Annotated in this window: 17 protein-coding genes and 1 riboswitch; of the genes, 7 read left to right on the top strand and 10 right to left on the bottom strand. The window is 53.8% G+C overall.

Annotated elements, in window-relative coordinates:
- Nucleotides 1–49 precede the first annotated feature (49 nt).
- A complete protein-coding gene (locus MHH78_RS03665; RefSeq protein WP_036722848.1) occupies nucleotides 50–556 on the bottom strand; it encodes a GNAT family N-acetyltransferase in 507 nt (168 codons plus the stop codon).
- A gap of 125 nt (nucleotides 557–681) precedes the next feature.
- Between MHH78_RS03665 and MHH78_RS03660 the strand changes: the two genes are divergently transcribed.
- Nucleotides 682–1,050: a DUF1304 domain-containing protein gene (locus tag MHH78_RS03660; protein ID WP_036722850.1), complete on the top strand. Its 369-nt coding sequence runs from the start codon at nucleotides 682–684 to the stop codon at nucleotides 1,048–1,050.
- 42 nt (nucleotides 1,051–1,092) lie between these two features.
- Here the strand turns inward: MHH78_RS03660 and MHH78_RS03655 are convergent, their stop codons facing one another.
- The 5 genes from MHH78_RS03655 to MHH78_RS03635 form a co-directional block, all read right to left on the bottom strand.
- Nucleotides 1,093–1,914, bottom strand: coding sequence for a methyl-accepting chemotaxis protein (locus tag MHH78_RS03655; protein ID WP_341166617.1), 822 nt, complete (start codon nucleotides 1,912–1,914; stop codon nucleotides 1,093–1,095).
- A gap of 307 nt (nucleotides 1,915–2,221) precedes the next feature.
- Nucleotides 2,222–2,764 (bottom strand): DinB family protein, encoded by a 543-nt coding sequence (locus tag MHH78_RS03650; protein ID WP_341170274.1) that lies wholly within the window; start codon nucleotides 2,762–2,764, stop codon nucleotides 2,222–2,224.
- Between the two features lie 82 nt (nucleotides 2,765–2,846).
- Entirely contained in the window at nucleotides 2,847–3,794 is a 948-nt protein-coding gene (locus MHH78_RS03645) for a helix-turn-helix transcriptional regulator (RefSeq protein WP_339312107.1), read from the bottom strand.
- A gap of 34 nt (nucleotides 3,795–3,828) precedes the next feature.
- A complete protein-coding gene (locus MHH78_RS03640; protein ID WP_341166616.1) occupies nucleotides 3,829–5,205 on the bottom strand; it encodes an amino acid permease in 1,377 nt (458 codons plus the stop codon).
- Between the two features lie 211 nt (nucleotides 5,206–5,416).
- Nucleotides 5,417–5,496: riboswitch (glycine riboswitch) on the bottom strand.
- 163 nt (nucleotides 5,497–5,659) lie between these two features.
- Nucleotides 5,660–6,619 carry a DUF5643 domain-containing protein gene (locus tag MHH78_RS03635; protein WP_341166615.1) on the bottom strand — a complete coding sequence of 320 codons (960 nt, stop codon included), beginning with the start codon at nucleotides 6,617–6,619 and terminating at the stop codon, nucleotides 5,660–5,662.
- Between the two features lie 196 nt (nucleotides 6,620–6,815).
- Here MHH78_RS03635 and MHH78_RS03630 point away from each other — a divergent pair, with 196 nt between their 5' ends.
- From MHH78_RS03630 to MHH78_RS03610, 5 genes are all read left to right on the top strand, one after another.
- Nucleotides 6,816–7,793: an ABC transporter permease gene (locus MHH78_RS03630; protein ID WP_340827690.1), complete on the top strand. Its 978-nt coding sequence runs from the start codon at nucleotides 6,816–6,818 to the stop codon at nucleotides 7,791–7,793.
- A 15-nt stretch (nucleotides 7,794–7,808) separates the two neighbouring features.
- Nucleotides 7,809–8,723: a carbohydrate ABC transporter permease gene (locus MHH78_RS03625; protein WP_036722857.1), complete on the top strand. Its 915-nt coding sequence runs from the start codon at nucleotides 7,809–7,811 to the stop codon at nucleotides 8,721–8,723.
- A 70-nt stretch (nucleotides 8,724–8,793) separates the two neighbouring features.
- The gene (locus tag MHH78_RS03620) at nucleotides 8,794–10,389 is read left to right on the top strand and encodes an ABC transporter substrate-binding protein (RefSeq protein ID WP_339312114.1); all 1,596 of its coding nucleotides are present in this window, start codon (nucleotides 8,794–8,796) and stop codon (nucleotides 10,387–10,389) included.
- Between the two features lie 188 nt (nucleotides 10,390–10,577).
- Nucleotides 10,578–12,314, top strand: a complete 1,737-nt coding sequence (locus tag MHH78_RS03615; protein WP_339312115.1) for a sensor histidine kinase — start codon at nucleotides 10,578–10,580, stop codon at nucleotides 12,312–12,314.
- A 6-nt stretch (nucleotides 12,315–12,320) separates the two neighbouring features.
- Nucleotides 12,321–13,946 carry a response regulator gene (locus tag MHH78_RS03610; RefSeq protein ID WP_339312116.1) on the top strand — a complete coding sequence of 542 codons (1,626 nt, stop codon included), beginning with the start codon at nucleotides 12,321–12,323 and terminating at the stop codon, nucleotides 13,944–13,946.
- A 490-nt stretch (nucleotides 13,947–14,436) separates the two neighbouring features.
- On the opposite strand, the gene araA is transcribed toward MHH78_RS03610, so the two are convergent.
- Genes araA through MHH78_RS03595 form a run of 3 tightly spaced genes read right to left on the bottom strand, consistent with a single transcriptional unit; the run spans nucleotide 14,437 to nucleotide 18,213 of the window.
- Complete coding sequence (araA, locus tag MHH78_RS03605) at nucleotides 14,437–15,861, bottom strand: L-arabinose isomerase (protein ID WP_341149929.1); 1,425 nt, start codon at nucleotides 15,859–15,861, stop codon at nucleotides 14,437–14,439.
- Between the two features lie 39 nt (nucleotides 15,862–15,900).
- Nucleotides 15,901–16,596, bottom strand: a complete 696-nt coding sequence (locus MHH78_RS03600; RefSeq protein WP_341166614.1) for an L-ribulose-5-phosphate 4-epimerase — start codon at nucleotides 16,594–16,596, stop codon at nucleotides 15,901–15,903.
- A gap of 3 nt (nucleotides 16,597–16,599) precedes the next feature.
- A complete protein-coding gene (locus MHH78_RS03595; protein ID WP_341166613.1) occupies nucleotides 16,600–18,213 on the bottom strand; it encodes a xylulokinase in 1,614 nt (537 codons plus the stop codon).
- Between the two features lie 281 nt (nucleotides 18,214–18,494).
- Here MHH78_RS03595 and MHH78_RS03590 point away from each other — a divergent pair, with 281 nt between their 5' ends.
- A complete protein-coding gene (locus tag MHH78_RS03590; RefSeq protein ID WP_341166612.1) occupies nucleotides 18,495–19,595 on the top strand; it encodes a GntR family transcriptional regulator in 1,101 nt (366 codons plus the stop codon).
- A gap of 114 nt (nucleotides 19,596–19,709) precedes the next feature.
- On the opposite strand, the gene MHH78_RS03585 is transcribed toward MHH78_RS03590, so the two are convergent.
- Nucleotides 19,710–20,453, bottom strand: a complete 744-nt coding sequence (locus tag MHH78_RS03585; protein ID WP_076080741.1) for a hypothetical protein — start codon at nucleotides 20,451–20,453, stop codon at nucleotides 19,710–19,712.
- Nucleotides 20,454–20,471 lie beyond the last annotated feature (18 nt).

The following is a 20,471-nucleotide window of genomic DNA, read 5'->3' as shown; positions in this document are numbered from 1 at the left end:
ATTTATCTTACCCCTTCTGCGAACATGCGGGAGGGGTAAGTGCTGTGTTCTACAGCAGCAGCACCATCAGATCCTCGTCCAGATACTCGCCGTCAAGCTTCATCGCCCTTGGCTCTGTGCCGTAGCAGACGAATCCAAGGGATTCGTAGAGCCTTTTGGCAGACAGATTACTGGAGGTTACGGTCAGCGTAAGCTGCTCCAGCCCCGGCGCGCCCTTCGCCCGCGCAATCAGCTCCAGCATCAGCGCGCGGCCCACGCCATGTTTGCGGGCAGCCGGATCTACATATACTGCATAGACATTAGCTTTGTGCTGAATCTTGGGCCTGCTCTCCCGGAACAAGGTTGCCATTCCCGCCAGCCTCTGCTCCCCCTCCAAGAAGGCGCCCAGGGTGAAATGCTCATCGGAGGAATCCAGCCTAATTCGGGTAGTCTCGATAGACAGCTTCGCTTCCGATTCATAAGAGCTAAGGAAAGCTTCCGGGTGCTGCTGCAGCGACTGCAAACGAAGCGCCCGGTAGCCTTCGGCGTCTGAGGGGGTCAGTGTTCTGATGTACATTTCCTTCCTCCCTTACAATATGGATGCAATAAATTGACAAAAGGCAAATATTTGGTTATATTTAGGTTTGTAAAATTATATTTTGCGCAATTTAAATTCCTATCACTTGAAAAGAGGGACTTCTTATGATGACTGTAAGTTTAATTCTTGTTGCCTTAGTAGCACTAGAGCATGTGTACATACTTGTACTGGAGATGTTCCTGTGGACCACCCCGAGAGCACAGAAGGCGTTCGGATTGACCCCCGCCTTCGCACAGGAGACGAAATCGCTGGCAGCCAATCAGGGCTTATATAACGGCTTCCTGGCAGCCGGTCTAATCTGGGGGCTGCTGCATCCAAGCGCGGACTTTGGGTACCAGCTGCAATTGTTCTTCCTGATCTGTGTGGCGGTTGCGGCCATCTACGGCGGACTTACCTCCAAGAGATCCATCCTGCTGATGCAAGGCCTCCCGGCCTTTCTGGCGCTGGCGGCCACGTTGATCGCACATCTGTAAAATTCGCGGACCGATGCAGGCAGCTTCCTCTCCGCTCCAGCCTTACAGCTTCTGCGCGAACTTGTTCAACTGCTCAGACATTGCCCGGATCTCCTCAATGAAGCTGGAGATCTCATGCGTGGAAGCCGCCTGCTCCTGCCCGACGGACGCAATCTGGCCTATGGCTTGACTGATCCCTTGCATGGCCGACTGAATCTCACTCAGGGTATCCCTGATCCGCTGCGCCGATTGCTCGGTTTCCTTCGAGAATCTGCGGATCTCCTTAGCCACAACGTCGAAGCCCCGGCCCCGCTCCCCGGCATGGGCAGCTTCAATCGCCGCGTTAATGCCAAGCAGGTTCGTCTGGTCGGCCACCTTCCTCAGCACCGCCAGAACCTCACTGCTTTTACGGACACTATAAGCCGTTGCATCCGATTGAATCAGCAGCTTCTGCGAATAATCGGCAAGCAGGCCTGAGCCGTCCGCGACCTGGCTAATCCGCGCATTGGCCTGATTCAGGGACAGCGCCATCCGGTCCGCGATCTCCCGCAGCTCCGTCTGCCTGCGTACCTGAATGCATACCGCCCCACAGACCTCCTCATCCTCGCCATGTACCGGCAGAACCGTACCCACAAATTCATAACCGTAATATTCCCTAGGGACATTAGCCACCGAGTATTCATCCTGCTTCAGCGCATGATACAGAGGCTCATCTGCCTGAATGATCTGCCCTGCCCGGATGCCCAGATCAATGGAATCACCGGGGTAATAGGCAAGGAACTTCTCTGTGTCGCAGATGGCAATTGAGATATCGTAAGGAAAAGCAGCTTTCAGAATGGGTGCCAGATTCATTAGTTCTTCAAGGGAGCGGACGATGTTTTTCATAGATGCGGTTCTCCTTCTATTTCAGGTAGCTTCACGGTGCAGTGAAATCTTGAGTTAAGTTCGACATTTTGCGAATAACCTCCTTTATTCAAAAATGAATAATTAAAAATTGATTTATAAGCACAGCATCAGCCTGACGGGTGAAGGATGCGGGTGCTTCAAGCAGTAACCCCATTTTCTTCGCTTACCTGCTGGCCCGCGCGCCATTGGCGTGACCAGTGTGGGCGGTTTTTCAACCAAAAAAGCCGGAACCCGTCAGTCTATTGCTGACAGGCTTCGGCTTTCCTTCGCTCATTGCGGCTTAACTCTATTGTACTCCTGCCGCTATTGCATCCTTCAACCGATCCAGCTGCAGCAAGTGGTGGCGGTAGTGCATCTCGATCAGCAGATACCATTCGGTTGCATTCAAAGGGCCGAAGCGGGGATGAGGGACAGTGCTGTGCTCAGGTGCCTGCGCAAGCTTCGGCAGGGTCTCCCGCATACGGTCCATCACGGTGTGCAGACCCTGGATCAACTGCTCCTTGCTCTCCGGCTGTACCGGCGTGTACTGCGGTGACGGCGGAACATGAACGCGTACAGGCGGGAAGCTGCCCCCGGCAAAAATCGCTTTACCCTCCGGCGTCATCTCTGCTTCATTCCCCGCCGCTTCCCCGTTCCCGGCCAGACACTGATCGATATTACGGAGCTGCATGTACAGCGCCGATTGTATCAAATGCTGGACCATCTGCCCGAGAGACCACTCTCCCTCGGCAGGCTGCCGCAGCAGCTGCTCCATACTGAAGATATCTAATTCCATAAGATAGTGATGGGCAGTCTTCTCAAACTGCTGTAAGGCTTCTGTTGTCTTCATATTCATATTCATAATATTCAGGCAGCTCCTTTATTCTTAAGGTCTGTTCTGAATATACACAACCTCTCCTGACAACGTTATGTCAGTAGCGTTCCAGCATTCTCGCCGCTTCCTCCCGCACAAGCCTCCGCAAGGCTTCCGGCTCCAGGACAACCGCCCCCGCTCCCCAGCCAAGCACCCATTGCAGCAGGTCCTCGGGCTGGCGCACACGGAAGATCATATGCCTGCCATCTGCCTGGTCCTCCACTGCCTCCAGATAATAGTTCCCGGATTCAGCCGCCTTGCCCGCAATCTCCGGCTGAACCAAAATGCACACACGTACATGACGGTCATCCTCCGGCTGGTACTCGTGCAGATCGAAATCCGCAGGCGCTTCGAACCGGTCATCCAGAATGGTAAGCTCACTCATTCTGGATAAGCGGAAATGACGGATCTCCTGCCGCAGCCCGCACCAGGCCACCAGGGTCCATGCGCCTCTGTTCAAGACAAGTCCATACGGCGAGGCGGTTCGGACACTGCGGTGACTTCCGTCAGCTTCCTGTCTGCCCTTTGTATACCCAAAGCCGATCTTCCGCTGCTCCAGAATCGCGCGTCGGATCTGCTCCATGTACTCCTTTTCCTGTCCGTGCAGCTTATCTTTACTGGTATTCAGCAGCAGGATGCTCTGGCGGAGCCGGGCGGCATTCTCCTTGACATCCTCCGGCAGAACCGCTTCAATCTTCCTCCCTGCTGCGGAGGCCTGGTTACCATACTGAGTGTCGAACCGCTGCTCCACGAAATCCGTCCCGATCAGCAGGGTCACTGCCTCCTCGGCGGTGAAGCTGACCGGGGGCAGGAAATACCCTTTTACCAGTGAATATCCCTGACCCGTAGCGCCTACCACCGGCACTCCGGCTTCACTAAGCGCCTGGATATCGCGGTAGATGGTTCTTACGCTAGTCTCGAAGACGGACGCCAGATCCTCTGCCCGTACGACCCCTTTGCGCTGCAGCTCCAGTACGATGGCTAACATGCGGTCTGTCTTGTTCATGCGGCGGCTGCACCCTCTTCATCCTGAAATCAGTTTATGTATTGATTATACTGATTTCCTGTTCACTTTTCTCCTTACGGCTTCTAATGGAATACAGAACGAACAGCAGGATGAACCAGAGCGGGGTGAACAGCAGCGCCGGACGGGTCTCGGCAGCAAAGAGCATGATCACAAGAATGGCGGCAAACAGCGTCAGGACAGCATAGTTAATTACCGGGGTGAACGGTGCTTTAAATTTGGAAGCGGCATGTAAGTCCGGGCGGTTCCTTTTATACTTGATATGGCAGACCAGCACAACGCCCCAGACCCAGATGAAGCAAATGGCGCTGATCGTAGTCACGATGCTGAAGGCCTGACCCGGAATAAGCTTGCTGAGCAGTGCCCCGGCAGAGATCACCAGCGTGGAGAGGAATAAGGAATTCGCAGGCACATGATTCCGGTTCAGCTTGCCAAGCTGAGGCGAGGCCTGATTCCGTCTGCTCAGATTGTAGAGAATCCGGCTGGTCGAGAACATCCCGCTGTTGCAGGCGGAGGCCGCCGAGGTTAAGACAACGAAATTGATAATCCCCGCAGCAACCGGAATCCCGACCAGACTGAAGGTGCGCACGAACGGACTTTCAGCTGCGCTAAGCTGGGTCCAGGGATTAATGCACAGCAGCACGAAGAGCGCGCCGACATAGAAGAAGAGAATCCGCAGCGGAATTTTGTTGATCGCGGACGGGATATTTTTCTCCGGATTAGCCGTCTCCGCTGCCGATACCCCCACCAGCTCCACGCCGACATAGGCGAATACCACCATCTGAAAGGAGAACAGGAAGCCCTTCACCCCGTTCGGGAACACGCCCCCGTGCTCCCAGAGATTGCGGACCGACACTGAGCCTGCATCTGTCTTGAACTGGGTCACCAGCAGGACAATCCCCAGGCCAATCAGAGCCAGAATCGTAACCACCTTGATCAGAGCAAACCAGAATTCGAGTTCGCCGAAGCTTTTGACCGTGAGCAGATTGAGCCCGAGCAGAATGATCAGGCAGATCACGGCCGGTACCCACTGCGGAATATCGAACCAGTACTGCACATAGACGCCCACCGCAATCACATCGGCCATCGCCGTCATAATCCAGCAGAACCAGTAGGTCCAGCCTGTAATGAATGCCGCGCGCGGCCCCAAGTAATCCTCAGCAATGTCTGTAAAAGATTGATACCCCGCCTTCGAGAGCAGCAGCTCCCCCAGCGCCCGCATCACAAAAAACACGGCAATCCCCACGATCAGATACGTGAGCATAATGGAAGGCCCGGCCTGCTGAATCGCCTTGCCTGAGCCCAGGAATAATCCTGTGCCGATCGTACCTCCGATAGCGATAAGCTGAACATGCCGGTTCGCAAGCTCTCTTTTTAATTCTGTCTGTGCCATACCTGTTTCCCCCTTAGTGTATATGACGCTGTCCTGCCGGGTAACGCACAATAACCCCACAAAGTGGAGATTCCGCTCCGATGATTACTCAGATACTTTGCGGGGACCCCATAACAAAAAGGAGACTGGATATCATCCAATCTCCCGGTTCATAAGAAGTTCCAAATAAGCTTCTGCAGCAGCGGCTAAACCGCACGGCAAAAAACAAATCCGGTACTCTTCTGTCCTTTTGCCTGAGATTGTGAACCCTTCGGCGCTGCGGTCTCCCGCAGTCTCTCCAGAAGCTGCTCCAGCTATAGTGTGATCCATAGCCTTCATAGCTTGCGAATATTCAATTATTTGAAGCTGACTTCATGTAAATATTTTTCAATTCTATGCACAGTCCAGACTTCTGTCAATATCATTTGTTACTCTCGTGGTCATCGCCGGGTGTCCTGCACTGCTTCATTGCACGTTATTTAACCGTAATTTTGGTTTCCAGGTCTTTATAATAAGTTTTAGCCCACTGGCCCTGCTTGTCTTTGAGCATCTTCCCGCTGGCATCTTTGGAATACGTAAAAGGCTTAACGCTAATGGACTTCGGAACGGCTGGGAATGCACTATAGTTCTGTTCCTCGGTACCGCTTGTCCGGACTTTCTCAAACGGCTTGCCCCACGGCGAGATCACATTTCCTTTCTCGTCCACAAGGTCATATAACATTCTTTCCGGGTTGTTCACCTTGGACTTGGCCGCTGCCGGAACTTCACCCTTAAAGGTCACCTGCAGAGACATCGTTAACGCGGTCATCTCGAAGGAATTCACCGTATAGTTGAATTTGTTGTTCTTCTTGGAGACGCCCGGCTTCAGACTTAACAGGGTCCCCAGCTTGTTCACTTGAACTTTGAAAATAAACGGCTCCTTCACCCCGTTGGCGTATGCCTTCAGCGTCAGGTCGAATTTATCCGGAATTTGCTGCTTCATCGCTCCCTTACTCAAATAGATCAACGCTGTGTCCGTATCTTCCAAATTGGGAATGATGGAAGTATCAAACAGCAGCTTTTTCCCATTGATTAACACGTCCACATTCCTGGTCTGGTCCATGAAAGAACCGTTCTTGCCCACCGTCCCTCCCTCCTGCCGGATGCCTGCGATAAGTTGATTACTGTCATAGATCAGATCGGTTAGAGTCAGGGTCACCCCTTCCTGGGTCACGGCCTGATTCGGGGCAGCAGCAAGCCCTTTCTGGAAAATAGCCTTCAGAGTGGCGTTGTCGCTGGCCGCGAACGCGCTGTCAGCCTTAGCATCCTTGTTGACATTGGCTGCCGCCGCTACAGGTACAGTGAATCCCCCGCCGACAACTGTCCCTCCGAGTACAGCAGTTACTGCTGTTGCTATAATTGCTTTCTTCATCGTATTTAAGCTGATCGTGTACATAGTTTCTCTCCTTTGCTTATTAAGAATATACAGGTATAACGTTCTCTTGCTGCTATTTTGTGACAGGAGCGCAGAATAACATCCTACTTGCACAAAGTCATTTTTGAATAAACAGGGTCATTTGCAAGAGAGAATTCGGTTCATCCGCTCTACTATAATAAGTTCATCCAGAACAAGTAGAGTGAGGTTAGAACTTATGGCAAATCCCGTACCACAAGCTTTGAACACCAAGTTAGCGACACAGCCCCAGGGCCGTTTCGGCCGTCTGCTGCACAATATCGTGCGATACCGGGTGCTGCTGCTGATGCTGCTGCCCACCTCGATTATTTTTTTCATCAACTGCTATATTCCGATGTTCGGATTATTCATTGCCTTCAAGAACATCAACTACATTGACGGCATTATGGGCAGTCCCTGGGCCGGGCTCGACAACTTCCGGTTCCTGTTCGCCACCTCTGACGCCCTGCGCGTGACCATCAACACCGTGGGCTACAATGTGGTCTTCATTATCTCAGGCCTCATTCTCTCCGTCTCGCTGGCGATTGCGATCAATGAGGTGCGTAACAAGCTGGCTTCGAAGTTCTTCCAGACCGTCATGATTATGCCGAACTTCCTGTCCATGGTCGTGGTCAGCTTCATCGTCTATGCCTTCCTGCACCCGGAGTACGGCTTCCTGGTCAAGCATATTCTGCCAATGTTCGGCTACTCCTCAGTGAATGCCTATATGCATCCTAACGCATGGCCTTACATTCTGTGGATCACCAAAATGTGGCACTCCATCGGGATCGGCAGCGTCATCTATCTTGCAGCCATCACCGGCATCAGCGAAGAGCTGTACGAAGCCGCGGTGATGGACGGCGCCAGCAAATGGCAGCAGATCACCAAGATTACCCTGCCGCTGCTCACGCCGATCATGGTCATTCTCACGATTCTTAACATGGGCGGCATCTTCCGCTCTGACTTCGGGCTGTTCTACCATGTGACCCTGGACTCCGGTGCGCTGCGCTCGACTACGGATGTCATCGACACCTATGTCTACCGGGGCCTGATCCAGCTCAACGACCTGGGGATGTCCTCAGCGGCGAACTTCTATCAATCTGTCGTCGGCTTCTTCCTGGTCATCGGCGCGAACGCTCTCGCCCGCAAGCTGAACCGCGATACGGCGCTTTTCTAGAAACGGAGGATTCTAATGACTACTGCATCCCGAAGCAACCCTTATACCAAAGGCTCCACTACCGCCCAGATTATTCTGAATGTGTTCTTCATCGCCTTCAGCCTGGCATGTATTCTGCCGATCCTACTCATTGTCGCCATCTCCTTAACCAACGAGAAGGCCTTGACGCTGCAGGGTTACAAGTTCTGGCCCGATCATATCGACGCATCCGCGTACCAATATCTGTTCAAGCATTCGGAGACACTGGTTAAGGCGTATGGCGTCAGCCTGACCGTTACCATTATCGGGACTGTTCTGGCCGTGCTGCTGATTGCGCTATATGCGTACCCGCTTTACCGGAAGGATTTTCCCTTCAAAAAAACATTCAACTTCTACCTGCTGATCACCATGCTGTTCTCGGGAGGGCTTGTCCCCTTCTATCTGCTGTACGTGAACTATCTCGATCTGAAGGACTCGCTGGTTGCGCTGATCCTGCCCGGCCTGTCCAATGCCTTCTATATCTTCATCACCCGTACCTTCTTCCAGCAGACGATCCCGGAGGAGATGATTGAATCCGGCAAGCTGGACGGGGCCTCGGAATGGCGGATATTCTTCCAGCTTGTGCTTCCGATCTCCCTGCCTGTTCTGGCTACGATCGGTCTGTTCACTACACTGATGTATTGGAATGACTGGTTCAACTCCATGCTATTCATTAATGACACCGACAAGTTCTCCCTGCAATACGTCATGATTCAGATGATCCGCCAGGCGGAATTCTTCAAAACCCAGCTTGCAGGCAGCGGTGTCGCCCTAATGGTACAGGAATCCGTTCCGACCGAAAGTCTGCGGATGGCTATGGTCGTGCTGTCGATTGGTCCCATTCTATTCATCTATCCGTTCTTCCAGAAGTACTTCACCAAGGGCCTTACGATTGGTGCGATCAAAGGTTAAGCGGTCTAGCTCTGGCGTAAATGCCGGTTAGAATATATGATCTAATTATCATTCGAGGAGGTTCATACAAATGAGAACAACAAGAAGCTCGGGCACGGTGCTTGCCGCTCTGACTGCCGTGATACTGGGCATTACCGGATGCGGCGGGGGCAATTCAGGTGCATCCGCCCCGTCCAAGGCAGAATCGACAGCAGCAGCCGCAACAGCAGGCACGGAAGGCAGCACGAATCCTGATACCTCAACGTTCCGGAAGCTGAAAGTTTACACGGTCGGGAATTTCCCGCAGAATGATACCAAGGCGGTTGTAGATGAGATCAACAAGTATCTCAAAGAGAAAATCAACGCCGAGATTGACTTCCAGGGACTCCCTTGGTCCTCCTGGGCCGAGAAGATGGCACTGGCTTACCAGTCCGGTGAACAGGTGGATCTGACCTTCGCCCCCAACTGGGCCGACTTCGCCAATAACGTAGCCAAGGGCGCGTTCCTTCCGCTGGATGATCTGTTAGCCAAATATGGACAAGGCATCAAGGAGACCCTTGATCCCCGCTTCCTTGACGGCGGAACCGTAGATGGAAAAATCTATGCGATTCCTACCAATAAGGAAATTGGTGAGAGCCATACCATTATGTTCCGCAAGGATCTGGTAGATAAATACGGATTCGATGTGAACTCGATTGAGACGCTGGAGGATCTGGAGCCATGGCTGCAGACGATCAAGGAGAAGGAACCGGCTATTGCGCCGATCTGGCTCTCCGGCAGCGGCTCCGATACCCTGGGCTACTTCGACAAGACCAGAGAGAGCATGAAGGAGAACTTCCGTTATGAGCTGGTGGCCGGCGCACCTGCCGGAATCGTACTGGATACCAAGACTGATAAGATGGTGATCAGCTCCATGGAGTCCGACACCGCAATCTACCGGATGAAGCTCTACGGCGACTGGTTCAGCAAAGGCTACATCAATAAAGATGCTGCAACGACCAAAACCAGTACTGAAGACGCTTTCAAGGCCGGCAAGACCTGGATGAAGTTCGGTTCAGACAAACCGGACTCCGACAAGGAAGACTCCATCGCCACCGGCATTGAGCTGGTGAAGCTGAAGGGCAATGAGCCTGAGATCAGTACGGCCAGCGTCAGCAACTCCATGATGGCGATCGGGCGTACCTCCATTGATCCGGAGCGGACGATGATGCTGCTGAACCTGCTGCATACCGACCCGGTTCTGGTCAACCTGATTGACTTCGGCGTAGAAGGACGGCAGTATGTTAAGGTGGAAGGCAAGGACAACTTCATCAAGCTGCCTGACGGCATTGCTACCCGTGCCGATACCGGCTGGGCGCCGGGCATTGAATGGATGTTTGGTAACCAGACCATAACCTATCTGTGGGAAGGCGAAAGCGCCGACAAGTGGGAGAAATTCAAGGCTTATAACGAGAGCGCCCATAAGGTGAAGTCCTTCGGCTTCAACTTCAATACCGACGCTGTCAAAACACAGGTCTCCGTGGTCAGCAACATTATCAAGGAATTCCGCCCGCTGCTGGAAACGGGCAGCCTGGGTGTAGATAAGGTGCTTACGGAGTACAATAAGAAGCTTAAGGCTAACGGCATTGAAGAGATCCGCGCCGAGGTTCAGAAGCAATACGATGCCTGGAAGGCCAAACAATCCTAAACAAACAAGTGGAAACGACGATGCCGTCCTTTTAAGGACGGCACCCGTTTCAGCGAGAAATATAAGGATAAGTTGTCGTGTGGAACATACAAATTCTTGTATTTTAAGCTAAGGGGAAGGACGGCTGCCGTCCTTCCCCTTTCCTGCCGCTCAGCGTGTAAATGTACCTAAGGATAAGGGGGAAGACTGTGAAACTATCATTGCGATTCAAAGTGAGTGCCCTTGTCCTGCTGCTGGTCACGCCGCTGTTCCTCTTTCTCTCCTACACCAACCTCTATTCCACCAACATTGTCCGGGAGAAGGTTGCGAAGTCCGCTTCGGACACGTTGACCCTGCACTTAGGTACGCTCGATGAGCTGCTGGAGCAGACCAGCCATTATCTGCTGCGTACGGCCAATGAAAACATGCTGCTGGAGCTCTATTCCGACAGCGGTCCCGACAGCGTCAATTATTATCTGTCCATCCGTAAGCTGATGGACCAGTGGTACAGCGATGTCAGCTACTATACCATTATCCGCAGTGTCTTCGTCTACCATCAGGACCGGGATGAACTCTTCCTGAGCAGCCAGAAAGAGTATTACCAAGAGAAGGAGATGATTGCCTCGGGGCTGTCTTCACACCTCAAGACCCCTAATCTCCAGGCCTCCCTGAAGTGGGAGACCGTGACCCTCGGCGGAGAGCCGGTGTTATTCAAGGTGCTGCCGGACAAGAGCGGCCGGCTTCTCATGGGGGTACTGGTCAGCATCGACTCTCTGGCCCAGCCCCTGACCCAGCTGGAGTCTACCGGGGGCAGCGGACAGGTCGGCATGATCGACAATGACGGTAAATTACTCTGGGGCCAGTTCGCCAGTGAAGATCTTGCGCTCATCCGCAGCCGGCTTAATCAGCCCAACCCTCGTGCGGATGCCTCGATTCGCCTGAGTAACGGCAATTCGTATCTGCTGATTGACAAGCCCTCTCAATATTCCAATCTGAATGTTTTTTTCCTGCTCGACGAGAAATCCATTCTGGACGAGCTGCCGATCTTCCAGCAGATCATCAAGGTGATTCCCTTCGTCATTATCCTCGTAATGGTTATCCTGCTGGCTCTGCTTAGCAGACTGGTGTTCAAGCCTATCCAACAATTGACCAGCGGGATGCGCATCCTGGGGAAGGGACAGCTGGAATACCGGCTGAAGGATGGCAACAGCAGGGAGTTCCAGATCATTACGATGCAATTCAACCAGATGGCGGAGCAGATCGGCAATCTCAAGATTGATGTGTATGAGGAGCAGATGAAGGTGCAGCAAGCGGAGCTGAAGCATCTTCAGGCACAGATCAATCCCCATTTTTTCATGAATTCCTTGAACATCGTCTTTCATCTGGTAGAGCTGAAGCAATATGCGCTAATCAAAAAAATGATCGGACATCTGGTCTCCCACTTCCGGTTCATCATGAATACCAACGACGCCTGGCTTCCGCTGCGCAGCGAGCTAGGTCATATTCAGAACTATATTGAGATCCAGATGGTCATGTATCCGAACAAGCTGTCTTATGAGGTGCTGCTTCCGCAGGAGCTTGAGTCTACTCTGATTCCGCCGCTGCTGATCCAGCCCTTCGTCGAGAATGCCATCAAGCATGGCTTCATTAACAATTCGAAGCCCTTCAATGTCGGCATCACAGTCAGTGAAGAAGCCGGAGAGAGCGGCGATTCCTGCATTGCCATTCAGATCCGCGATTCCGGGCCGGGCTTCTCCGCGGCTCAGCTCGACAGGCTCAATCATGGCGTATATGAGCGCAAGCCGACAGACCGCCATCTGGGAATATGGAACGTATACAGACGCATGCTGATGTTCTATAACAACCGGGCACGGCTTACCTTCCACAATGCTCCAGACGGAGGCGCGGTTGTGGAAATCAGACTACCCGTTCAAAAGGAGCTGTGACGTTCAATGTACAGAGTTCTAATCGTTGACGACCAATACTTCGCCTTGCTCGGCCTCCAGCAGGGGGTGGATTGGAGCGCGCTTAGCGTGTCAGATGTCTGTCTGGCGGAGAACGTAGACCAGGCGATTGCCGTTCTTGAGCAGCAGCCTGTAGACCTGCTGATCTGCGATATCGAAATGCCGGGCAGAAGCGGCCTGGAGCTGCTGGCCTGGGTGAAGCAATCCGCTCCCGGTACGCTGACGATTATGCTGACCTGCCATGCCGATTTCGAGTATGCCCAGCGCGCGATTTATCATGGTGCCTTCCATTATCTGCTCAAGCCGGTAGACTATGAGGAATTGATGAAAATCTCCCGTGAGGCGCTATTCGAGATCAGCAAGCAGAGAGAGCAGCAGCAGTTCGAGGCCCTGATCCAGAAGTACCGGAGACAGTGGGAGCATCAGCTCCCCCTGCTGGTGGAACGGTTCTGGCAGGATATTCTCAGCCAGCGGGCAGCGCCCGTGCTGGAATCGCTCACCCTTCCGGCGAACACCTACAATCTGGATCTGCAGCCTGGAGACCGCTACTTCCTCGCCCTGCTGGGGTTGGAGCAGTGGAAGGAGAACCTTAGCGCACGGGATGAGACGATTATGGAATATGCACTGCGCAACATGGCCCATGAGCTGCTGCTAAGCGGGCTGGAAGGCACTGTGCTGCAGGATCAGGTCGGCCATAACCTGGCGGTCATCTACGTGCGTGGCGATATGAACGCCGCCTGGCATACGCTGGAGCAGAATGGCCGCACCTTCCTGGATACCTGCGGACGGCTGCTGCATTGCTCCCTGTCGATTTACATCAGCGCGGGTGTCCCTCTGTCTGGAATCATGAGCGCTTACACGGATGTCACGGAGCGGGAACAACGCAACCTGAACCGTTCGCGTCAGGTATTCGGACCGGAGGATCAGGCATATAGCCGAGATCAGCCGCTTGCGCCGGTGCCTCAGGCAGCGCCTATGCATATCTTCGGAGAGTGGGCGACCCTCCTGGAGCTTGGCGAGCTGGATGAGCTGGAGCGCCGCGTGACGCTGTGGTTCTCGGGCATCGGGCCCGGCCGCTGGACCAGTGAGCTGCACCGCCAGCTTATCCACGGCATCCTGTTCATTGTACACACCGTTCTCGCCAAAAAAGGCTTATCCGCACACGCCTCAGCGGAGCTGAAGCCCTTGATGGATAAGGAAAATTATCCGAAGCAGTCCGCTTCGCTCCAGAGCTGGGCGATGGAATGCCTGCGAGCCGTAATGCACTTATTGCAGACAAGCAATAACGTATCCTCGGCCACGGTGTCCAAGATTAGGCAGTATATCCGCTCGCGTCTAAGCGAGGAGATCACCCGCGACGAACTCGCGGCCTATGTCTACCTGAACCCGGCCTACTTGTCCCGGCTGTTCAAGAAGGAGACCGGGCTGTCAATCTCCGATGTGATCATTCAGGAACGGCTGCAGAAGGCCAAGCAGCTGCTGGAGGAGACAGAGCTGAAGATTACCGACATCGCCGAGCAGGTCGGATACACCAGCCTCGGCAGCTTTTCCAACCTGTTCAAACGGATCGTCGGCGCCACACCGCAGCAGTACCGTGCGCGGAATAAGAAGTGAGCGGGGCGGGCGGGAGTAGGGGCACTTGGCACATGAACCGCTGTGCTGGCACATTGTGGTCGGTTTTCCGACTACATTTGGTCCGCGTGCGCCCATCCGCCGCATTGTAGTCGGTTTTTCGATTACATTTGGTCCGCGCGCCCCCCATCCGCCGCATTGTAGTCGGTTTTCCGATTACATTTGGTCCGCGCGCCCCCATCCGCCGCATTGTAGTCGGTTTTTCGATTACATTTGGTCCGCGCGCCCCCATCCGCCGCATTGTAATCGGTTTTTCGATTACATTTGGTCCACGCGCCCCCATCCGCCGCATTGTAGTTGGTTTTTCGATTACATTTGGTCCGCGCGCCCCCATCCTTCCCGGCGGGCAGGCAGATGTCTTTTGCATACCGCCGCCGCGCCCACCATATCTGCCAAACAAAAAGAGCGAGAGGGCTATATGCCTCCTCGCTCTTTTTAACATCTACTCGCTGTTCACTTTAAAGTAACTCAATTACTTAATAATCACGTATTCCAGACCCACCAGCTTGGCGTAGGTAACGATTTGGTCGGTAGTCAGGTTGAGCGATACGACCGTGTGGTGTCCGCCGCCGTTCTCGATCCAGGCTCTTACTCCGTCCTGGAAGTTCGGCTTCACCTGCCACAGTACACGGGCTACCGGCAGATTCGGAGCCGGAACGGTAGGTTCGAAGGCGGTAACTTCGTTGATCAGCAGCTTGTAATGAGTGCCGAAGTCGGCCATCGATACTACGACGCCTTCGCCTGCCTTGCCGTCGAAGACGAGGCGGGCCGGATCTTCACGGTCGCCAATCCCCAGCGGGGAGACAATGATCTTCGGCTGGTTGCTGGCCAGGCTCGGATCAACCTCCAGCATGTGGGACTGGAGAATCGCTTCCTGTCCAGCAGCCATTTCGTAAGTGTAATCCTCCATGAACCCGGTGTTCAGGTTGTGGCTCATCACCTTCATCAGGCGGTCCAGGGCCGCAGTCTTCCAGTCCCCTTCACCGGCGAAGCCGTAGCCTTGGGCCATCAGGCGCTGAACAGCCAGACCCGGAAGCTGCTTCATGCCGTGCAGGTCCTCGAAGTTAGAGGTGAAGGCATTGTAGCCGCCTGCATCCAGGAAGCGCTTAAGGGCAATCTCGTAGCTCGCCTGCACCTTCACACTGGCTTCCCAATCTTCCTTGCTGTACGTGCCATAATCAACGGCATACAGCTTGGTATATTCTGCGAACAGGGCATCGATCTCTTCCTGCTTCACTTCATTCACATAGGCTACCAGATCGCCGATACCGAAGTAGTCCACGGTCCAGCCGAACTGGATCTGTGCTTCTACCTTGTCGCCTTCGGTAACGCCCACGTTGCGCATATTGTCGCCGAAGCGGGCTACCTTGATATTGAAGCCTTCGTTATACGCTACGGCAACATCCATCCACTCGGCAATTTGCTTCTGAACTTCCGGGCGTTCCCAGTATCCTACAACGACCTTATTCTGCTTCTTCAGGCGGGCATTGATGAAGCCATACTCACGGTCGCCATGGGCAGCCTGGTTCAGGTTCATGAAGTCCATGTCAATCGTTGCCCAAGGAATGCTCTCATTGTACTGGGTAGCCAGGTGCAGCAGCGGCTTTTGCAGGAGCTTCGTGCCGCGAATCCACATTTTGGCCGGGGAGAAGGTGTGCATCCAGGTAATAACACCGGCAACCTCGTCACGGTAGTTTACTTCTTTCATGATGGAGGTGATTTTGTCTGCGCTAACGGCCAGATCCTGCAATACCAGCGGATAAGGAAGCACCCCGCTGTTGTTGAGCGCATCGGTCATTTCCTGGGCATGTGCCTTCACCTCACCCAGCGCTTCATCTCCATACAGGTGCTGCGATCCTACGACGAACCAGAATTGCTTGTCGCTTACTGTTGACATATCATTCATCCTCTTCTCTATTATATTGGTAAAAGTCAGTTACTTCTGTCCGTAATACGCATCCTTGCCGTGCTTGCGCAGATAATGCTTGTCCAGAATCCGCTGCGGCAGCTCCTCGGCGAACGTATTCAACTGGCGGGCGAAGTGGTTCATCTTGGACACTTCCTCCAGCACCACACTGTTCATTACAGCGGCGTGGGCATCCTTGCCCCACGTGAACGGCGCGTGGCCCTTCAGCAGAACGCCGGGAATCGCCATCACATCCAGCCCCCGCTGTTCAAAAGTCTCAATGATCACATGCCCGGTCTCTGCTTCATAACCGCGGTCAATCTCTTCCTGTGTCAGGAACCGGGTGCATGGTACAGAACCATAGAAGGTGTCTGCATGGGTCGTCCCCATAACCGGAACATCCAGTCCGGCCTGAGCCCAGATGGTTGCCCACGTGGAATGCGTATGCACGATGCCGCCGATCTCGGCGTAATGCTTGTAGAGTACAGCATGAGTGGCTGTATCCGAAGAAGGCCGCATCTCGCCTTCCACCACATTGCCATCGAAGTCCACAACGACCATATCGCTCGGCTTCATCTTGTCATAGCTGACTCCGCTCGGCTTGATGACGAACAGGCCGCTCGCCCGGTCGACCGCGCTCACATTGCCCCAGGTGTATTTGACCAGCCCGTGCTTAGGCAGCTCCAGATTGGCCTCGTACACCTCTTCCTTCAGTTGCTCCAACATGTGTTAATTCCCCCCGTTCTCTACGAGATGATCTACAGCGGCCTGCTCAATCGCCAGACCCGCCGTGTAGCGTTCCATGAACAATTCAAAGCCCTTCACATCCGCCGCAACCGGATGAATGGTCTCGCCTTCGATATCCTTGAAGACCTTCTGGTCGAGGAAATCATCCAGACGCTCCTGCTGCGCTCTGTTCTTCATATAAGAAGCCAGAATCGCCATGCCCCACGCGCCGCCTTCTCCGGCTGTTGCCATCACAGAGACCGGAACATTCATCGCAGCGGCCACGATTCTCTGTCCGACAACAGGCGTCTTGAACAAGCCGCCGTGCGCCAGAATGCTGTCGATGGACACCTGCTCCTTCAAGGTCAGAATATCCATCCCAATCTTCAGCGCGCCAAAAGCGGAGAACAGATGCGTCCGCATAAAGTTGCCCAGCGTGAATCGGCTCTCCGGCGAGCGGACAAACAGCGGCCGTCCCTTCTCCATCCCGGTGATGTTCTCACCTGAGAAATAGCCGTAGCTGAGCAGCCCGCCGCCATCGGCGTCCGCCTCCAGCGCTTTGTTGAACAGGACGCTGAATAACTTCGCCGGATCGGGCTGGAAGCCCATCGCCTCCGAGAATTCCCGGAACAAGCCGACCCAGGCATTGATATCGCTGGAGCAGTTGTTGGCATGCACCATCCCTACCGGACTGCCATCCGGGGTAGTCACCATGTCGATCTCAGGGTATACCGCTGTAAGGTCCTTCTCCAGCACGATCATGGCGAACACGGAGGTGCCTACAGAGATATTACCGGTCCGTTTGCGCACACTGTTCGTAGCGACCATTCCTGTTCCGGCATCGCCTTCCGGCGGACAGAGCGGAATGCCTGCCAGCAGGTCCCCGGATTCATCCAGCAGTCTCGCTCCGGCTCCCGTTAACACCCCTGCCTGCTCGCCTGCAGCGTAGACCTTGGGCAGAAGATCACTCAGCTTCCAAGGGTAATTCTTAGCGGCAATCAGCTCATCGAACTGGCTGACCATGGCCGGGTGGTAATCCTGTGAAGCTTCATCTATAGGGAAGACCCCGGAGGCATCGCCAATCCCGATCGCCTTGCTGCCGGTCAGCAGCCAATGGATATATCCGCCCAGCGTCGTTACGAACGTTGCCTGCGGGACATGCTCTTCCCCGTTCAGAATCGCCTGATACAGGTGGGCAATGGTCCAGCGCTCTGGAATATTGAACTGGAACAGCTCTGTTAATTCCTTGGCCGCCGCACCGGTTGTAGCATTACGCCAGGTCCGGAACGGAACCAGCAGCTCACCCGCGCTGTCAAAGGCCATATATCCGTGCATCATTGCTGAGAATCCGATCGAACCGACAGTAGTAAGTGTAACCCCGTATTTCTGTGCAACCTCCTGCTTCATCTCGCGGTAAGCCGCTTGCAGCCCCTTGATGATATCGGTGAGGGGATACGTCCAGTACCCGCCTTCCAGCAGGTTCTCCCACTCGTAGCTTCCGGATGCAACCGTCTCGAACCCCTGATCAATCAGGACGGCCTTGATACGTGTGGACCCAAATTCGATACCCAGTGATGTCTCTCCCTTAAGTATCGCTTGCTTGATGTTCTGATCCATGCCCACGTTACTCCTCTCTAAACCAAACTGTGTTACTTACGAATCTAAAGAATGCGCTTCCTTTATGAACAGGTTTAGTATATTTTTTGTTCGTACATTTGTCAATAATAGATATAAGATATACCTACAAATTTACCGGAAAATCACCCGTATTTTACGCAAATCATGATATATGGTAGACACCGGAGGATATTAAGCTTATATTCAAGCTATAATATGTACGTACAACTACAGAATATTTCTTGTTTTATATAAGAACAACTATGAAAGAAGTGACCCGTGTGAGAACCAAGTACCAGATCATCTTCGATGAACTCAAAAGCAATATCCTGTCCGGCACCTACAGTGTGGGCGAACAAATCCCTACGGAATCTGCGCTGCAGGAGATGTACGGCGTCAGCCGCCAGACCGTGCGGAAGGCCATTCTGGAGCTGTCCAACGAGGGGTTCCTGCGCAGCGAAAAGGGCTCGGGCACCTATGTCAGCCACCAGTTCCGGTCCAAATCCGGGAACAGCGCAGGCAAACGGACAATCGGTGTAATAACTACCTACCTCTCCGATTATATTTTCCCGTCCATTATCCGGGGCATTGAAGGCAGGCTGAATGAAGACAACTATTCGTTGCTGCTCGCCAGCACCAATAACGATGTCGCCCAGGAGAAGAAAGCGCTGGAGATGATGCTGTCCTACGGGGTAGACGGGCTGATCATTGAGCCAACCAAGAGCAACCTGTACAATCCGAACATCGCTTACTACTTGTCATTCAAGGAGCAGGACGTCCCGTTCATCATGATCAACGCTTATTATGAGGAGCTGGAGGTGCCGTTCTTCTGCCTGGATGACGTACAGTCGAGTTATCTGGCGACCCGGGAGCTGATCTCGAAGGGCCATACCCAGATCGGGATTATCGCCAAAATGGACGATCTCCAGGGCAAATACCGTATGAAAGGCTATATCAAGGCACTCGGCGAAGCCAAACTGCGCTTCCACCCGGAGCAGGTGCTCTCCTTCGATACGGAATCCAAGCGTGACCTGTCGGCGAACCTCAAGCAATTCCTAACAGATAACAGAGAGGTGCTGACCGCTATCGTCTGCTATAACGATGAAGTGGGCCTGGAAGTGGTCAAGATGTGCCGTGAGCTGGGGATTTCGATTCCGGGGGAGCTGTCCATTATCGGGCAGGACAATTCCTATATCGCCAAGAATGCAGGGATCAAGCTGACGACGCTGACCCACCCGCAGGAGAGAATGGGCCGTGACGCCGCCGAATGGGTCATTAAGAAGCTTCAGGGTAAAAAAGACCTGAAGAACAGCAACTACTATCTGCCCGAGCTGGTAGAGGGGGAGACGGTGCGGGTGCTGGAGCCGGCTCCAGTGGAATAGGAAGTCCGCCCGGGAATATGCAGACAAAAGATAAACAGCCCTGACCGCTTCATGACCGTTACAGGCCGTGAAGCGGCAGGGCTGTTCAGTATTCTGCTGATTCAGGGGACTGATTTAGTCCAGCAGAGTAGAGATGCTTATGCTTTCAATCTTAGCGCCCTTGACGTGGAACAGCATATAATCCACATAGTTGCTTGGGGCAAACCGGAAGTCATCCTCTTCCTCAGGTGCACCGTCTCCGGTCAGCTTGCCTTCGGGATAGGCTTTTTTGAGCGTATCCAGGCTGTCTCCGACCTTGATATTACGGACCGTAGTGTACTTCGGATCGGTGATCTTCATGCTGAAGATGTAGAACTGCTTGCCGTCACCCGAATCAATGGTCTTAATCTCAAGGCCCGGGAAGGTATACGTATTCTCTGTTCTGCCGATCAGGGTATCCATGTTCTTACCGTCATCCAAGGAATAAGTGTGCGATTTCTTCGCCGTTGCCTTGCCCAGCATACTCTCCAGCTTAGCATCATCCACAATGTCGGAGAGGGCAATGGTCTGGTCCTTATAGACAAAAGCCAGCTCCTTCAGAATCACATTCCCTTCCTTCTCGATGGTTCCCTCCTTGATCGCCTCTGAGCTGCCCGCTGAAGCCGCAGGGGTTGTCTCGGCCGTAGCAGCTTCAGTCGCCGCAGGCTCAGCAGCCGGGGTAGCCGAAGCCTCCGGTGCCGCCGTGGCCACCGCTTCAGCTGTAGGTTCTGCCGAAGGGGTGGCCGCCGGAGCGGCCGAATCGGACTGGCATCCGGCCAGAAGTGTCATTAATAATACTGCGGGCAGCAGCAGCGCTGCCGGTTTTTTAAATGTTCCCATAAGTAATCCCTCCATGGA

Source organism: Paenibacillus sp. FSL H3-0333 (assembly GCF_038002805.1).
Classification (GTDB): Bacteria; Bacillota; Bacilli; order Paenibacillales; family Paenibacillaceae; genus Paenibacillus_AQ; species Paenibacillus_AQ silagei.
The sequence above is the reverse complement of the archived record's forward strand: the minus strand, read 5'-3'. Positions and strand labels throughout refer to the sequence as shown.

Coding starts and splice junctions, on each gene's coding strand:
- MHH78_RS03665 (WP_036722848.1), bottom strand. CDS start 556: ATGTACATCAGAACACTGACCCCCTCAGACGCCGAAGGCTACCGGGCG.
- MHH78_RS03660 (WP_036722850.1), top strand. CDS start 682: ATGATGACTGTAAGTTTAATTCTTGTTGCCTTAGTAGCACTAGAGCAT.
- MHH78_RS03655 (WP_341166617.1), bottom strand. CDS start 1,914: ATGAAAAACATCGTCCGCTCCCTTGAAGAACTAATGAATCTGGCACCC.
- MHH78_RS03650 (WP_341170274.1), bottom strand. CDS start 2,764: ATGAAGACAACAGAAGCCTTACAGCAGTTTGAGAAGACTGCCCATCAC.
- MHH78_RS03645 (WP_339312107.1), bottom strand. CDS start 3,794: ATGAACAAGACAGACCGCATGTTAGCCATCGTACTGGAGCTGCAGCGC.
- MHH78_RS03640 (WP_341166616.1), bottom strand. CDS start 5,205: ATGGCACAGACAGAATTAAAAAGAGAGCTTGCGAACCGGCATGTTCAG.
- MHH78_RS03635 (WP_341166615.1), bottom strand. CDS start 6,619: ATGTACACGATCAGCTTAAATACGATGAAGAAAGCAATTATAGCAACA.
- MHH78_RS03630 (WP_340827690.1), top strand. CDS start 6,816: ATGGCAAATCCCGTACCACAAGCTTTGAACACCAAGTTAGCGACACAG.
- MHH78_RS03625 (WP_036722857.1), top strand. CDS start 7,809: ATGACTACTGCATCCCGAAGCAACCCTTATACCAAAGGCTCCACTACC.
- MHH78_RS03620 (WP_339312114.1), top strand. CDS start 8,794: ATGAGAACAACAAGAAGCTCGGGCACGGTGCTTGCCGCTCTGACTGCC.
- MHH78_RS03610 (WP_339312116.1), top strand. CDS start 12,321: ATGTACAGAGTTCTAATCGTTGACGACCAATACTTCGCCTTGCTCGGC.
- araA (WP_341149929.1), bottom strand. CDS start 15,861: ATGTCAACAGTAAGCGACAAGCAATTCTGGTTCGTCGTAGGATCGCAG.
- MHH78_RS03600 (WP_341166614.1), bottom strand. CDS start 16,596: ATGTTGGAGCAACTGAAGGAAGAGGTGTACGAGGCCAATCTGGAGCTG.
- MHH78_RS03595 (WP_341166613.1), bottom strand. CDS start 18,213: ATGGATCAGAACATCAAGCAAGCGATACTTAAGGGAGAGACATCACTG.
- MHH78_RS03585 (WP_076080741.1), bottom strand. CDS start 20,453: ATGGGAACATTTAAAAAACCGGCAGCGCTGCTGCTGCCCGCAGTATTA.